Raw genomic sequence first — 14822 nt, forward strand, 5'->3', positions numbered from 1 at the left:
CACCGGGCTGTGGGCCCGCGCGTGAACCAGGTGAGCGGGCGATGCTCGCCGCCCTCCAGGAGGAGGGGTACTGATCACGACGAGGAGGCCGCCGCTGTGACCGCCATGGTGCAGACGTCCGAACCCCATCGAGCACTTCAGCTGCATCCGATGCCGCGTGAGCGATACGCCGACTACGTGCGAACCCGCAGCATGCAGAACGGTGGCGGGCAGGTGAGCTTCCTCCAGTGCCCCTCGTGGGCAGAAGTGAAGGAAGGCTGGAAGCCCGAGTACCTGGGTTGGTTCGACGGAGCTGGGAACCAGGAGGGCGCCGCGCTGGTGCTGTATCGCCAGATGCCTGGTGTACGCCGGTACTTCGCCTACATTCCTGAAGGTCCGGTACTGGACTGGGCAGCACCCGGAATCGGCGTCCGACTCGACTTGCTCCTGGACCACCTGCGGAACACCGGCGCATTCGCCGTGCGCATGGGACCGCCGCTGACGTACCGCAAATGGTCCGCCTCGACGCTCAAGAACGCCGTGGCGCCCGGCCGACGGCTCGGGGACGTGCTGCCGGACGCGGTCGATCCGCTGGGGGCAGCTGTCGCCGACCGGCTGCGGGAGGCCGGCTGGCGGCGCTGCGGCGAGGACGGCCAGGGCGTCGGCGACGCACAGCCGAGGCATCTCTTCGAAGTCCCCCTGGACGGCCGGACGCTGGAGGACGTGTGGTCGGGTATGAACCAGGAATGGCGGCGAAACATCAAGAGGGCGACCAGGTCCGACGTGCAAACGGTCATAGGTGACGACAGCTGCCTGTCGGACTTCTATGCGCTGCTGCAGCAGACCGAGCAGCGTGACGGCTTCCGTCTGGGCCGCTCGCTGGAGTACTTCCAACGCCAGCACCAGGCCCTCAATGCCGAAGAGCCAGGCCGTATGAGGCTTTATCTTGCCCGCCACGACGGCGGGGTGCTCGCTGCGCACACCCTCATCACGCTTGGTCGACGGGCCTGGTACCTGACCGGCGCCTCCGCCGACACCGGGCGCGAAGTCCGCCCAAGCAACGCGCTGCAGTGGCGCATGATCCGCGACGCTCACGCGCGAGGGGTTGCCACGTACGACATGCGTGGGGTGCCTGACACCCTCGATCCCGAGGACCGGGCTTTTGGCTTGATGCGCTGGAAGCTCGGCACCGGAGGTCGGGTGGCCGAGACGCTGGGGGAGTGGGAAGTGCCGCTCCAGGGGGCGGTCAACAGGACGCTGCACCGGGCGATGCAGGCGTATCTGACCAGGCGCTGAGCAGTTCGGACGCTGCTTGCGGGCGGGGTATTCAGCGACTCCCATGGAACCACCATAAACTAAAGTGTGAAGTAGATTAGTAGTAGGCGAGCCGGTCCCCGCCGTGGCCGCCTGTCGCGGATCGGCGGGGCAAGGACATCAGCATGGGTTCCAGCAAGTCGACAGCGCGGAAGGCGGCTCGCCGCGCACACATAGAGCAGATGCGGCGCGCCGAACAGGCACGCGAGCGACGTAACAAGATCATCGCCGTTACCGCTTCCGCCGTGGTCGTCGCCGGCACCATCGGTGGCGGTTGGTACCTCCTGTCCAGCGCGAACGACAAGGAACGGCAGCGGGCAGCCCCCGTCCGTGGAGAGCAAGCCTGGTCGAAGCTGAGCCAGAACCATGTCGAGAACAAGGTCGACTACCCGATGACCCCTGGGGCGGGCGGCGACCACGACCAGATCTGGCAGAACTGCGATGGCGACGTGTACACCAAGCGGATAGAGGAGGAGAACGCCGTGCACTCGCTGGAGCACGGCGCGGTGTGGGTCACCTACAACGACAAGGCGGCCGACGCCGACGTCGCCGCCCTCAAGAAGAGGGTGTCCGAAACGAAGTACACGCTGATGAGCCCGTACAAGGCCCAGCCGTCACCGATCACGCTGACAGCCTGGGGCCAACAGTTGAAGTTGGACAAGGCTTCCGATCCGCGGGTGGCGGAATTCTTCGACAAGTACGTGCAGGGCGAGCAGACCCCTGAGCCCGGTGCGGCGTGTACGGGGGGTGTCGGCTGATGTTGGTGATCTCCCCTGGCCCTCGGCGGCCGGGCCCACCTGCACGGCGCGAATTCAACGGGGCAGCGCCTGGAACCGCCGCGCCGGAGGCAGGGCGAGCGAGTCGGTCGGCCAGCGTCTCGTTTCCTGTCCGAGTTTCAGGGCCCCATGACACTCGCCTGGTGCGCATACCACCGCTTGCCCGGCTGGCCTTCCTCATCGTGCTGATGGCGGCTGCGGCAAGCTCTCTGCTCCTGTGGAGCCCACGTCGACTCCTGTCCCAGGGGTTCTCCTCCGGGCCGTTCGAGGGGTGGACCGCACCCGCCTTCGTCCTCGTTTTCGCCCTCGCCACCCTTGCATTCTTTCCGAAGCCCCTGCTCAACGCGGTCGTCGGAGTTCTGTTCGGTGTCGAGGGCGTGGCGCTGGCTGTCGTCGGAACCACACTGGGTGCAGTGCTGGCCTTCCTCCTCGGTCGAAGCCTTGGACGAGAGGCACTCCGGCCACTGCTGAGGAAGAAGGTCCTTGTAGCCCTGGATCGCCGCCTTACCGATCAGGGCTTCCGAAGCATGTTGCTGCTCCGCATCGTCCCCGGCATTCCTTTCCAGATGGTCAACTTCGCCGCCGCTTTCTCAGGTATCCGGCTCTGGTCGTTCGTCGCCGCGACGGCCGTCGGCGTACTGCCCGGTACCGCCGCGTACGTGGTCGTCGGCGCCTCGGCCTCTGAGCCGACCTCCCCCGCCTTCCTGATCTCGACCACCGTCATGATCGCTATGGCGGTGATCACCCTCCTCTCGCTGCGAGGGAACCGACGTGCGCAGGACGGGCAGCCATGAGTGCATCCGCTGGCACGGCCGACGCGCTGAACGGCCGTGAGCCTTTTCGAGGCCACGGTTCGTTGCGTCCCCTGCCTAGTCCCGCGGGGCCCCTCTGACTTCTGTCCCCGCGGCCCGCATCGTCCGTGCGGCACCGATTGACTCAGCCGTCTCGCGCGGGGCTCCCCCCTCGGGCACCGTAGCGGTAGCGCCTTGTCCACAGCACGGCCGGATGAGTCGCAACCATGCCGGTGCTTGGGCCTGGAGCTTCCCGGATTCAGCATGCCCCACGGGGGTACCTGCAGTGTTGTCTGGCAGCGGAGGGAGTAGCGGAACATGGTATGGGCGACAGACCGCACGGGCGGTGTAGGCAGCGAGCGCTCGGACATGCCTGTGGCCGCCGCTCTCCTGCCGGGGTGCGTGGTGAGCGGTGCGCTCCGGTGAGCGGCTTTACGGCTGCGCTGTCCCTGCTGGCCGTGGCCCTGCTCGCGGTAGTGGGTCTCTACGGGGCCGCGTGGGCGCTGCGGATCTCATCGGCACCGCTGCCCGTGCAGCCGTTCGGGTCGGGGCTGGAGCCGTCCGAACACGCGGTCAGTCGTTTTCATGCGCGCTGGTACACGGTGACGATGCTCTTCCTCGCGTTCGACATGGAGATGGTCTTCATGTACCCGTGGACGCTCGTGATCTCCGCGATGGGGCCGAGCGCGGTTATCGAGATGTTCGTCTTCCTCGCGGTCCTTCTCGCCGGAGTGGTCTACGCATGGCGCGAGGGAGCGCTGCGATGGGCCTAGCAGCCGTCCTGACGCGCGCAGCCGCGGCCCGGCCACGTGTGCTGCTGGCGGTTACGCCGGGCGGGACACGGGTGCGGCTGGCCCTCGAGAAGGAGTTGCGGTCGCGGGACTGGCCGGCGGCAACGACCCCTGCCGAGGCCGACCTCATGCTGGTTGTGGGCCCCGACTGCCCGCAGCTACGTTCAGCAATGGATCGGCTGTGGCAGGACATGCCGCAGCCACGTGTTCGCATGCAGGTGACGACGGTCGGCGAGGTGGCATCGGTTCTCGATGCCGGCCGGACCCGGCTGGGCGCAGCGGACCACTCGCACATCGGTCCGGACCGAGCCGACGGGCACCACACACCTGGGGAGCATGGCAGCGAGGCGCAGGTGCCGTCCGACCGGGAGGCGGACAACAGGGGTCATAGTGGCGACGCAGAGACCGGACGGCACCACGACGGTTCGGCGGGCGCTGGCAGCGGCGGCGAGCACCAGGGAGACGGCGATGCCGGCCACCGAGGCCATGGTCACGGCGATGCCGGCCACGCGGGATCCCATGGAGAAGCGGAGCACGAGCCTGACGGTCGTAATGGCGGGGACGGTCAGCAGAACCATGGGGGCCGTGGCAGCGGCCCCGGCGGTCATGAAGGCCACGGCGGTCACGGGCACGGGGACATGGAGATGCCGGGTGGGCTGCCGATGGCCGAGCCGGGCGAGGACCGCGACGGTCTGACGCTGGACCGCCTGCACGTGCCGCTGGGGCCGTTCCTGGCTGACTGGCCCATAGGACTGGTCATCCGTGTGGTGCTGCAGGGCGATGTCATTCAGCAGGCCGATCTCGCCGCGCCGCCCTCCAGCGGGTCGGCTGATGCCTTCTGGACGAGGCCCTGGCTACGTGCCGCGTCGGGTGAGGTGGTGCACGCGGGGGAGGCCGCCCGGTGGCGAGCGGCTGCGCATCTGGACAGTCTGGGTCGGCTGTTGTCGGTGGTCGGCTGGCCCGCCCAGGCAGTAGAGGCGCAACGGCTTCGCGACGACATGCTGGACGAGGCGCAGACCAAGGAGGTACTGCCACGTGTAGAGCGCCTTGCCCGACGCGTCGGAAGGTCTCGGACCTTGTACTGGCTGAGTCGCGGCATCGGCCCAGTGAGTACGGCCGATGCGCGGGCCGCGGGCGTCACCGGTCCCGCAGCGCGGGCGGGCGGGGACGTGCCGGCCCGTTACCGGCAGTGGCTCACCGATGTAGTACGAGATGTACTGCGGTTGGACGACACCGCACCACTCGATCCAGCGACTCAGGAGAGTCCGCGGGGCCGGTGGGACGCCGCGCGGCCGCCTTCGGTCGCCCTGGCGAAGCTGCTGCCCCAGATGTTGGAAGGAGCCGAGCTGAGCGCGGCCCGGCTCATCGTCGCCAGCCTCGATCCGGACCCGGACGAACTGACCCTCACCCAGCGGGAGCTCGCTCGTGGTTGATGAGGGAGAGTGGTGGATGCTGCTGGCCACCCCGGCCGCGCTGTTTGGCTTCGCCCTGGTGGCCGTGGCCGGCAACGCGGCGCTGGAGGCCCGAAGCGCGGGCCGGCCGGTCACCCCGACAGCTATGGTGCGGCCACTTCTTGCCGTGCCTCAGGCACTGCTGACACAGCAGCGCCGTATGCCCGCTCCGGACCGGCTGCTGTGGCGGATCGGCGTGGTCGTCGTGCCGGTGGCAGCCGTTCTGTCCACGCTGGTCATCCCCTTCGGGAACCACGTCGTCGCCGATCTCTCGGTGGGGGTGGTGTGGTTCAACGCGATGGAGGTGATGACCTGGGCCGCGCTGTGGCTGGTCGGCTGGGGCCCGAACGCGGCTTTCAGTCTCATCGGCGGATACCGCTTCCTCGCCCAGGGCCTGGCATACGAACTGCCGCTGATGTTCGCCCTGATCTCGGCTGCCACCGGGGCGCAGTCCCTGCGGGTCACCGAAGTCGCCGGTGCTCAGCACGGCCTGTGGTACGCGGTGTGGATGCCGCTCGCGTTCGTCGTCTACTTGGCCGGTGTGCTCGCGTTCAGCTTTCTGGGCCCCTTCGCCTACCCGGCCGGTCGTGATGTCGCCGGTGGCGTGCTGGGTGAGACGTCCGGCGTGGACCGGCTGCTGCTGCAGGCGGGGCGGTGGCTGTGGCTGGCGGCCGGTGCGGCGATGGCGGTGCCGCTGTTCCTGGGAGGTGGAGCCGGACCGGGACTGCAGACCTGGGCGTGGTCGCTGATCAAGACTTTGCTGGTGCTGGGGCTGCTGGTGTGGGTGCTGCGGCGCATGCCGGTGATCCGTGCCGACCGGTACGTGGAGCTGGCCTGGGTGGTACTGCTCCCGCTGTCGATCGTGCAAGCCCTGGTGCCGGCCCTGGTCAATCTCAACCTGTAGGGAAGGAGCGTCATGGGCCTGACGAGCACGGTGCTGCTGGTGGTACTGGGCGTGCTCGCCCTCACCGGCGGCGTCCTGGTGTTCACCCTGAACTCCATGGCCCGAGTCACTTTCGCGCTCCTGGGCTCCCTGGTGTGCGTCGGCGGGGTGGTGACCGTGCTGGGGCTGCCGTATCTCGGCGTGGTGATCGTGCTGATGATGGTCATGGAGATGGTGATCATGGCGGTGTTCATGATCGCGTACATGATGAATCCGGCCGGTCTGATGCCGATGTCGATGCTCCACAACACACGCGGCTCACTGGTCATCAGCGGCCTCGTGTTCGCCGCGATGGTCGCCGGAATCTTCCTCGTGCCCTGGCCCGACCGCAGAGGGACGCGGCCCAAGGACACCACGTTCCAGGTCGGCATGTCGTTGATGGGCGACCAGATGCTGACCATGGTCACGCTCGGATTCGTGCTGCTGGCCACCATGGTCGGCGCCGTCGTGCTCGCCACCCACCGCGGGCGCTACGACCGCTTCGGAGACGACCTCGACCAGCGGCCCGCGCAGGATCCGGCCGGCGGGGGAGTGGGCCGATGACGTTCGAACTTCTCCTGGTCCTCGCCGCCGGCCTGTTCTCGACGGGCCTGTTCGGTGCCCTCTCCCAGCAGTCCATCGTGATGATCATGATGGGGATCGAGCTGATGATCGGCGGGGTGATCGTCGCCGCCGCCGACTTCTGGTACTTTCTCGCCCCCGCCGCCGGCAGCGGTCAAGTGGTGATCGTGGCGGCCGTGGTGGCGATGGCCGTCGAGATGGCCATGGGCTTCGCCGTCACCACCGCCATCTACCGCGCCCGGCAGGTCGACATGACTGACATGGCCGAGGACCTGAAGGGATGAGCGCGGTGCTCTGGCTACTGATCGCGCTCCCCCTCGGTGGGGGAGCGGTGCTCACGCTCATGGGGCGGAGCAGCAGCCGGCTGGTTCCCGCCATCGGCGTGACGTTGGCCGCGGCCACGCTCGGTGTGGCGGTGGCTGCCGCGGTGACCAGGCCTGCCGCCAGTGCGTCACTGTTCGCCGGGATGGACGCGGGGTTGGCGGTGGATGGCCTGTCCGCGGTGATGGTGGTCACTGTCGCCGCCGTCACCACCGCCGTCCTGGCCTTCGCAGCGGGGGAGATCAACGCCGACGACAACCGGGGCCGGTTCTTCGGGCTCATGCTGGTCTTCGCCGGCGCCATGCTCGTCACCGTCACGGCGACCACGCTGCCGCTGCTGCTGATGGCCTGGGAGGTTATGGGCGCGACCAGCTGGGCCCTGATCGGCTACTGGTGGCGGCGACCCGAGTCCACAGTGGCCGCCGATGTCGCGTTCCTCACCACCCGCGCCGCCGACCTCGGTCTGTACCTGGCGGCAGGAGCCGCCGTGGCCGGCGGTATCGGGTCCTTGGAGCTGGATGCTCTTTCGCGCGCGGACTCGCCGTGGCTGCATGTGATCACCGCGGGCATCGTCGTGGCCGCCCTCGGCAAGTCCGCCCAACTGCCCTTCTCCTTCTGGCTATCGCGGGCCATGCAAGGCCCAAGCCCGGTGTCGGCGTTGCTGCACTCGGCAACCATGGTCGCCGCCGGTGCCTATCTGCTGCTGCGCCTGGTCCCGCTGCTGGACGCCACCACCTGGGCCGGTCCACTGGTCGCCTGGACCGGCGCGGTTACCGCCTTGGCCGTGGGGTTGGTCGCGGTGGCCCAGACCGACCTCAAGCAGCTCCTCGCGGCCTCCACCGCCGCGCAGATCGGGTTCATGGTTCTCGCCGCGGGCAGCCGCGGAGTTGCGGCGGGTACGACGCAGCTCCTCGCCCACGCAGCCACCAAGGCAGGTCTGTTCCTGGCTGCAGGCGCCTGGCTGACAGCGCTCGGCACCAAGCAGTTGCCGGCCTTGAGCGGCGCGGCCCGCTCGTATCGACTGGTCGGGGTGACCTTCACCGTGGGCGCACTCACCTTGGCCGGGCTGCCGCCCCTGTCCCTGTGGGCGGCCAAGGACGAGGTACTCGCCGCCGCCCGCACCGAGGGGACCGCGCTTTACGTGGTGGGCCTCGCGGCAGCCGCCGTCGCCGCCGTGTACAGCATCAAGGCCCTCTGGTACGTCACCCGCCCTCTCCCGGAAAGTCCGCAGGCCGGCTACGACACCGAGCAGCGCGGCATCCGCCGCGTCCCCCGTTTGGCATTGGCACCCCTCTGCACCCTCACCCTCGCCGCGGCGGTGCTGGGCGTACTGGCCCTGCCCGGACCGGCGTCCTGGTTGAAGCGGCTGGTCGGCGCCCCGGGCGAACCGTCGCCCGAGCCGTGGGAGCTCGGCCTGTCGGCCGGCGTCGCGATCGCAGCCGCAGCCTTGGCCTGGCGGCGGGCGTCCCACCCGGTGTCCGCACCGGTCGCTGCCGTGCGATGGGCCGAAGGCTGGTTCTACTTGGAGCAGATCACGCGAGCCGTAGTCGTCCGCCCCGTGCAGGGACTGGCACGAACGCTCGCGGACTTCGACGACCGCGTCGTCGACGGCGCCGTACGGCAGACCGCCCGCGGCGGCCTCGCGACGGCCCGGTTCACGCGGCGCCTGGACGACGGCGGTATCGACGCTGCCGTCCGTGCTGTAGCCACGAGCGCGCGGAATCTCGGCCGCTGGGCACGCCGACCGCAGACCGGACTGCTCCACCAGTACTACGCACAGGCCGCCGTCGGCATCGCCGTGCTCGTCCTGATCATCTTGTTGGTGAGGTAACCCCTGTGCTGAGCGTCGTCACTTTCCTGCCGCTGCTCGTGTGTGCAGCGCTGCTGCTTTTGCCGCGCCTCGTTCCCGATCGGGTGCTCGTCTGGACATGGATCGCCACCGCGGCGGCCGACCTGGCCCTCGTTGTCGCACTGTGGGTGGGCTTCGACCCCGATGGCGGAATGCAGTACCAGCAGCGCGTGCGCTGGATCCCCAGTGCCGGCGTCGGCTACCACGTCGGCGTCGACGGTCTGTCCCTGCCCATGGTCGCCCTGACCTGCCTGTTGTTCCTGTGTGTCGCCGTCCACTCTCTGCGCGAAAAGCGGCGGGTGCGTCCCTACGTCTGCCTGTTCCTGTTCCTGCAGACCGTGAGTGTCGGCCTGTTCGTCGCCCTCGACCTCATTCTGTTCTTCGTCTTCTTCGACCTCTCCATCGTCGGCATGTTCTTCGTCATCGCGGGCTGGGGACACGGCGAACGGGCTCGCGACGCAGCACTGAAGTTCTTTCTCTATACCTTTATCGGCTCCCTCGCCCTCCTGCTCGGCTTCATCGGCCTCTACCTGGCAGCCGACCCGCACACTTTCGACATCGTCGACCTCACCCGTAGCAACCCGCTCGCCGGCCGCGGCGTGTACGCCAGCCTGGTGCTGCTGGCCATCGGCGTCGGACTGGCGGTCAAAACCCCGACCGTGCCGTTCCACACCTGGCTGCCGCCCGCCCACACCGACGCTCCCGCCACCGGCTCGGCGATCCTCGCCGGTGTCCTTCTGAAAATGGGGACCTACGGGTTCGTCCGCATTGCCATGCCGCTGCTGCCTGGCAGCTGGCGCCGCTACGCGCTCGTCATCGTGATCGTCGGCGCCGTCTCCGTCGTCTACGGGGCCCTGGTGGCGCTGGCGCAGACGGACTTCAAACGCATGATCGCCTACACGTCGGTCAACCACATGGGCTACATCATCCTCGCCATCGGTGCAGCCGGGACGCTCGCCGGCAGCGACGCTCAGGCCCGCTCCCTGGCGGTGACCGGAGCGGTCACCCAGATGGTCAGCCACGGCCTGATCACCGGAGCCCTGTTCCTGCTCGCCGGAGTGCTCCACGACCGCGGTCGCACCTATGCGATGGATTCCTACTCCGGCCTGGCCGCCCACACCCCGCGGTTCGCAGCAGTCACAGCCGTCGCCGCGTTCGCCAGTCTCGGCATCCCCGGCTTCTCCGGTTTTATCGCCGAGTTCCAGATCTTCACCGGCAGCCTGGCCTCCCAGGCGATCGCCACCGCCATCTCAGTGACCGGCATCCTGATCACCGCGGCCCTGTTCCTGACCGCGCTGCGGCGCATGTTCCTCGGTACCCCGCGCCTGCCCGAAACCATTCCCACCGGTGGTATCGGTGACCTGAGAGGTACCGAAGCGTTGTCCACCGTCTCCCTGCTGGCGGTGGCCCTGGTGATCGGCGTCGCCCCGCGCTGGCTCCTGGACGTCATCGAACCGGCCAGCCGGACCTTGACCGGACAGGTGGCACGGTGAACGAGAACCTGACGGCCCTCGTGCCGGAACTCGCCCTCCTCGGCGCCGCAGTAATCGGCCTCCTCACCGGTTCCTGGCTCCCCCGCCGCCGTCAGTGGATCATCGCTGCCCTGGCAGCCGTGGCCTGTGCTGTCGGCCTGGTGGCCACCGCCGTCACCATGACTACGGACCGGGAACAGACCGTCTTCTCCGCCGCGTTCGCCGTCGACACCGCCACCGACGTCGGCCGACTCATTGTCCTCGCCGCTCTGCTGCTGATCATCGGCATGTCGGTGGAGACCGTGCGTGGCCACAAACGCGAAACCGAGTACTGGGTGCTCCTGCTGCTGACTGGCGCGGGGACTCTCGCCCTGATCGGGGCAAACGATCTCCTGATGCTGTTCGCCGCCTACCTGCTGGCGAGCATCCCCGCCTACGCGCTCGCAGGCTTCGCCAAGGACGCCCGCAGTACGGAAGCCGCTCTGAAGTACTACCTGATGGGCGCCCTACTCGGCACCGCTATGCTCGCCGGCACCGCGCTCCTCTACGGCGCCGGCCGCGGCACCCACTACAGCGAACTCCAGGCGGGTCAGCCAGCCGCTTCCTACGGACTTGTCGCTGTTGGACTCGTCGGGGTACTCGCCGGCCTGCTCTTCAAGGTCGGCGCGGTACCGGTCCACTTCTGGGTGCCCGATGTCACCGACGGCGCCCCGACACCCGTCGCCGCGTACGTCACCACCCTCCCCAAGGTCGGCGGACTGATCGCCGGATACCGCCTACTTCACCAGGCACTACCCAACAGCGACGTCAACTGGCCGCTGCTCCTTGCGATCCTGGCCGCGGTCACCATGACCCTGGGGAACCTCGCGGCGTTCTTCCAGACCTCCGTCAAACGCCTGCTTGCATACTCGACCATCAGTCAGGTCGGCTACCTTCTCATGGCGTTGGCCGTCGCCACCTACAGCGATATCGCCCAGAAGAGTCTGCTGTTCTACCTGGCCGCCTACGCCGCCACCAATCTCGGTGCCTTCGCTGTAGTCACGGAACTCCCGGCTGCTCGTACCCTTGCCGACTACCGGGGACTCGCCCGCAGCCATCCCGGCCTCGCAGGCGTACTTGTCGTCTGCCTTCTCGGCCTCGTCGGCACCCCGCCCACCGGCGTATTTCTCGGCAAGCTTGAGATCTTCAGCGCGGCTATCGACGGCGGCTACACCTGGCTTGCCGCCTTCGCCGTCGCCAACACCGTGGCCTCCCTCTTCTACTACTTGCGCTGGCTCGCTCCCTTGTTCACCACAGCCGATGAGACAATAGTCGACACGCACACTGTCCTGGGCCGTTGGTCGGCCGTCACCGCCTATACGGCGGCTGCCCTGTCCCTGGCGCTGGGCATCGCTGGGGAGGCTGCCCTCACGCTCACTACGGGACCGCTTCTGGCATGATGGCCCGCGCTGTGACGTTTGTGCGACTGGCCGAGCCCGCCGCCCTTTCCATGCCAGGCACGGAGCCGTCCGGGGCGAGGGTTTCGCCCCGGACGGAGGTGTGAGCCAGAGCGGGTGTCTACAAAGGCAGGAAGGCGTTGGCTCGGGCGTGGTGGGCCAGCGTCGCGCCGGTTTCGAGCTCATGGAACCACGCGTGCAGGCGTAGGGATCGGTCGGCCAGCCGTGGCACAACGCATGGGTAGTTGCTGAGGTTGTCGAGCTGTGCCAGGACGTGCCAGTGCCCAGCTGCGGTGAGGTCTCCAGTCAGCGGGACACGTTCGGCGTGGTCCGCCTCGGCCTTGTCCGAGGCTGCCAGGGCATCGCGCAGAGCCGTGGGAACGGTCTCGCAGTGTGAGTGGCCGCAGAGGATGATGTCCGAAACGTTCAGCTCATTGACGGCATGCTCAATCGTCCGTGACTCACCGGTCGGAGTGTCGGGAGTGTAGGCCGGGATCTCTCCGCCGTGCGTACGGAGTTCGAAAAGGTCTCCAGGCCGGGCCGCTGTGATCAGGGCGGGAGTGAAGCGGGCATCGGAACAGGCGATGAACATCGCTCGCGGCCTTGTGCGCTCTGTAAGTCCGCCCAAGTGCAGGGTATGAGCAGTGGCGCGAGCACGGTAGACGCGTGCCTGGTCGATCAAATACTGCATGACGTTACTGCCTCCCCCGTGTCGTCAATTGGTTGCCGATTAGGTCCTTGAAGACCTCATGGGCAGCAGAAGCGCGGATGAGGGCTGAGCCAGAGAGGAAGGGAAAGTTCCTCCGCGTACCCGTGCCGAGGACCGTCACCACTGCGGAGAAACTCCGGGCCGTGAGCTCGGCGGATACGACGAGACAGCGTGGCGTCGTGAGGACGGCACGCTCATGAATGACATTCATGGTGCGAAACTCTCTGAATCTCCCGGCGCAGCGTGGCGCCGGGAATGAGGGCACCGGCCTTCCGGGGCGGTCACCCTTGCGCCGGCCCCTCAGGGTAAGCAGAGACCGCCGATCGGCATCGGCCGGAGAGGGACGAAGGTGCTGTCCCGTCGCGGCGGCGGCGCTCTGCCTTCATGCAGCCCTACCAACAGCGCTGACTTCAGCGGTGCGCTGATTTGAGGGATCTTGTTATCAGGGCCGCTGCACTGGTGACGGCGTAGCAGCGGCCACAAGAAGGACAGCAAACGCCGGATGACGGTCGACAGCGTCTTGCTCCGCCACAGCAGGCGTTCGGTGACGCCTAGGAGACGAGCGGCCAGCAACACCATGGCCAGGTGGCCGGCCAGCATCGCACCGGGAGGTGAACCACCGGCTGCCTCAGGTTCGACCATCCAGGCCCAACCATTGTCGAAATAGCTGGCTGCCGTCACTGCCGCACATGCGTCAGGTAGGGAGTAGACGGCGTGGTACGCCAGCTGGGCAACGCCAAGTGCTGAGAGCAGCTGGGTATCCGTCAGCCGCTTCCGTGAGAGCACTGCCGCTCCGGTGCCAACCGCCGCAGCCAGTCCGGCCACGATGAGCCACTGAGGCGCGTGGCACTGCACCAGAACGTGTCCAGCCAACGGCAGCAGTACGCACAACGCCGCCAGCACGCTTGCCCGGAGCCCGCGCAGCACACCGGACGCTCCAGGAGCAGATCCCAGAGAGCATCGTGGCTGCATGGAGTTCAGAGCCTTCCAAGGCTGCCCAAGGTTGGGCGGAGTGGCGGACAATTCGGACGAGGTCGAGATGGCTACCCGTACGTAGGGCAGAATACCCGTCCCGCCTTGGGCTGGGGTACGACCGGTAGGTCTGCGGCGGGCCATTGCCGAGCTGCTGACTGATTGTCCATCGAGCCGTGGTGCGGTCCAGACGCGGGATCCTGCAAGCACTGCCAGCCAGTAACGGTTAGTCAGATATGCAGGAGTGTTGGGACGGCCTTTGCGGTGAGCCGTGGGATGCAAAGCCCTCCGGTGGTCTCGACAATGCCCCTCACGCCATCTTCACACCCTCGAAGCCCTTCGCGGAAACAAATCGGCACCTGTTCGGCGTTAGGGATCCCGAGTGGAGGAGGGGGAAGTGTCGGGCTTGACGTTGTTCCGCACGAATATGGCGAGCAAAAGCGTGATTGAGGTCACTCCGTGCCTTGCTGAGTTCGAGGCTGAGGTGCAGGATCTCGTCGAGGCACACATGGGGACGATGCTCGGTGTGCGGTTCCTGGCGAGCGAGTACGGCACCGGGCCGCTCCATGGGGGCCGGATCGACTCGCTTGGGCTGGATGAGAACGGGTCGCCGGTGATCGTCGAGTACAAACGAGGCACGGACGCCGGCGTCATCAATCAGGGCCTGTTCTATCTGGCCTGGTTGATGGACCACCGTGCCGAGTTCGAGCACCTGGTCCGCGACCGGCTCGGGGTGATGGCGGCGTCCCAGGTCCTGTGGAGCGGCCCGCGACTGATCTGCATCGCCGGCGACTTCACCCGCTACGACGTGCGTGCCGTGCGCGAGCACCGGCGCTCGATCGACCTGGTCCGCTACCGACTCTTCGGCAGCGACCTGCTCGGACTTGAGACCGTGGCCTCCGTGAGTAGCGGCATGCACGTGGCCCGCCGGGCACGGCGCCAGACGGTTGCCCGGGCGGCGGATGATGACCAGGGCGTGGCGATGCGCGAGTTGGCGGGCGCGGTCGACGAGGTTCTGCGTGGGCTTGGGGACGGCGTAAACCGGGTGGAGCGCAAGACCTACCGGGCCTATCAGCGGCTGCGGAACTTCGCCTGCCTGTGCCCGCCGCAGCGCAGCAAGCTGCTGGTCTACCTGAAGGTCGACCCGAAGGACGTCGACCTCGTTCCGGGCTTCACTCGGGATGTCTCCGGTCTCGGCCACCACGGAACGGGAGATCTGGAGGTGCAACTGCGTACGCCGAGGGACGTGGAGCGGGCGCAGGATCTGTTCCGGGCAAGCTACGCGGCGGCGTGATCGCCTGCAGCGGCTGGCCTCGTGGCGGGCTGCACTCTATGTCGTGTTTGCGGTCGTGGGAGGAGCCTCTCGACGTGCGGGAGAGCGTACCCATGGTGCGCGGGATCGCCGGTTTGGCCAACCGGCGATCTCGCGCGATGTTGCCCCGCTCGTGCGGGTCGCT

Annotated in this window: 15 protein-coding genes; 12 read left to right on the top strand and 3 right to left on the bottom strand. The window is 67.8% G+C overall.

Annotated features, from left to right (window positions below; all coding sequences use genetic code 11):
• Positions 1-96 precede the first annotated feature (96 nt).
• From ABS735_RS13900 to ABS735_RS13915, 4 genes are all read left to right on the top strand, one after another.
• Entirely contained in the window at positions 97-1275 is a 1179-nt protein-coding gene (locus ABS735_RS13900) for a lipid II:glycine glycyltransferase FemX (RefSeq protein ID WP_042799391.1), read from the top strand.
• 143 nt (positions 1276-1418) lie between these two features.
• Positions 1419-2051, top strand: coding sequence for a DUF3105 domain-containing protein (locus ABS735_RS13905; protein WP_016325450.1), 633 nt, complete (start codon positions 1419-1421; stop codon positions 2049-2051).
• Between the two features lie 161 nt (positions 2052-2212).
• Positions 2213-2863 carry a TVP38/TMEM64 family protein gene (locus ABS735_RS13910; protein WP_046247780.1) on the top strand — a complete coding sequence of 217 codons (651 nt, stop codon included), beginning with the start codon at positions 2213-2215 and terminating at the stop codon, positions 2861-2863.
• A gap of 419 nt (positions 2864-3282) precedes the next feature.
• Complete coding sequence (locus ABS735_RS13915; RefSeq protein WP_016325448.1) at positions 3283-3633, top strand: NADH-quinone oxidoreductase subunit A; 351 nt, start codon at positions 3283-3285, stop codon at positions 3631-3633.
• Positions 3634-3815: 182 nt separating this feature from the next.
• Here the strand turns inward: ABS735_RS13915 and ABS735_RS13920 are convergent, their stop codons facing one another.
• The gene (locus ABS735_RS13920) at positions 3816-4229 is read right to left on the bottom strand and encodes a hypothetical protein (RefSeq protein ID WP_373906589.1); all 414 of its coding nucleotides are present in this window, start codon (positions 4227-4229) and stop codon (positions 3816-3818) included.
• 84 nt (positions 4230-4313) lie between these two features.
• Between ABS735_RS13920 and ABS735_RS13925 the strand changes: the two genes are divergently transcribed.
• From ABS735_RS13925 to ABS735_RS13955, 7 genes are read left to right on the top strand one after another with little or no spacing between them, the layout of a single operon-like run.
• Complete coding sequence (locus ABS735_RS13925; protein WP_234308192.1) at positions 4314-5084, top strand: hypothetical protein; 771 nt, start codon at positions 4314-4316, stop codon at positions 5082-5084.
• Positions 5077-6006 carry an NADH-quinone oxidoreductase subunit H gene (locus tag ABS735_RS13930; RefSeq protein WP_234308193.1) on the top strand — a complete coding sequence of 310 codons (930 nt, stop codon included), beginning with the start codon at positions 5077-5079 and terminating at the stop codon, positions 6004-6006. Before ABS735_RS13925 ends, ABS735_RS13930 begins: the two co-directional genes overlap by 8 nt.
• A gap of 12 nt (positions 6007-6018) precedes the next feature.
• A complete protein-coding gene (locus ABS735_RS13935) occupies positions 6019-6588 on the top strand; it encodes an NADH-quinone oxidoreductase subunit J (protein WP_016325445.1) in 570 nt (189 codons plus the stop codon).
• Positions 6585-6890, top strand: coding sequence for an NADH-quinone oxidoreductase subunit NuoK (locus tag ABS735_RS13940; RefSeq protein ID WP_016325444.1), 306 nt, complete (start codon positions 6585-6587; stop codon positions 6888-6890). The genes ABS735_RS13935 and ABS735_RS13940 overlap by 4 nt, the downstream gene beginning before the upstream one ends.
• Positions 6887-8758, top strand: coding sequence for an NADH-quinone oxidoreductase subunit 5 family protein (locus tag ABS735_RS13945; protein WP_016325443.1), 1872 nt, complete (start codon positions 6887-6889; stop codon positions 8756-8758). The genes ABS735_RS13940 and ABS735_RS13945 overlap by 4 nt, the downstream gene beginning before the upstream one ends.
• Positions 8759-8763: 5 nt before the next feature.
• On the top strand, positions 8764-10269 hold the full coding sequence (locus ABS735_RS13950) for a complex I subunit 4 family protein (RefSeq protein ID WP_016325442.1): 1506 nt from the start codon (positions 8764-8766) through the stop codon (positions 10267-10269).
• Positions 10266-11687 carry an NADH-quinone oxidoreductase subunit N gene (locus tag ABS735_RS13955; protein ID WP_016325441.1) on the top strand — a complete coding sequence of 474 codons (1422 nt, stop codon included), beginning with the start codon at positions 10266-10268 and terminating at the stop codon, positions 11685-11687. The genes ABS735_RS13950 and ABS735_RS13955 overlap by 4 nt, the downstream gene beginning before the upstream one ends.
• 118 nt (positions 11688-11805) lie before the next feature.
• Here the strand turns inward: ABS735_RS13955 and ABS735_RS13960 are convergent, their stop codons facing one another.
• Together ABS735_RS13960 and ABS735_RS13965 are read right to left on the bottom strand one after the other, a co-directional pair.
• A complete protein-coding gene (locus ABS735_RS13960; protein ID WP_016325440.1) occupies positions 11806-12375 on the bottom strand; it encodes a carbonic anhydrase in 570 nt (189 codons plus the stop codon).
• Positions 12376-12693: 318 nt separating this feature from the next.
• The gene (locus tag ABS735_RS13965) at positions 12694-13320 is read right to left on the bottom strand and encodes a hypothetical protein (RefSeq protein WP_234308194.1); all 627 of its coding nucleotides are present in this window, start codon (positions 13318-13320) and stop codon (positions 12694-12696) included.
• 442 nt (positions 13321-13762) lie between these two features.
• On the opposite strand from ABS735_RS13965, the gene ABS735_RS13970 reads away from it, so the two are divergent.
• The gene (locus ABS735_RS13970) at positions 13763-14659 is read left to right on the top strand and encodes a DUF5655 domain-containing protein (protein ID WP_042799850.1); all 897 of its coding nucleotides are present in this window, start codon (positions 13763-13765) and stop codon (positions 14657-14659) included.
• Positions 14660-14822: the final 163 nt, after the last annotated feature.

The organism is Streptomyces sp. MMCC 100, assembly GCF_041538145.2.
Lineage (GTDB): Bacteria > Actinomycetota > Actinomycetes > Streptomycetales > Streptomycetaceae > Streptomyces.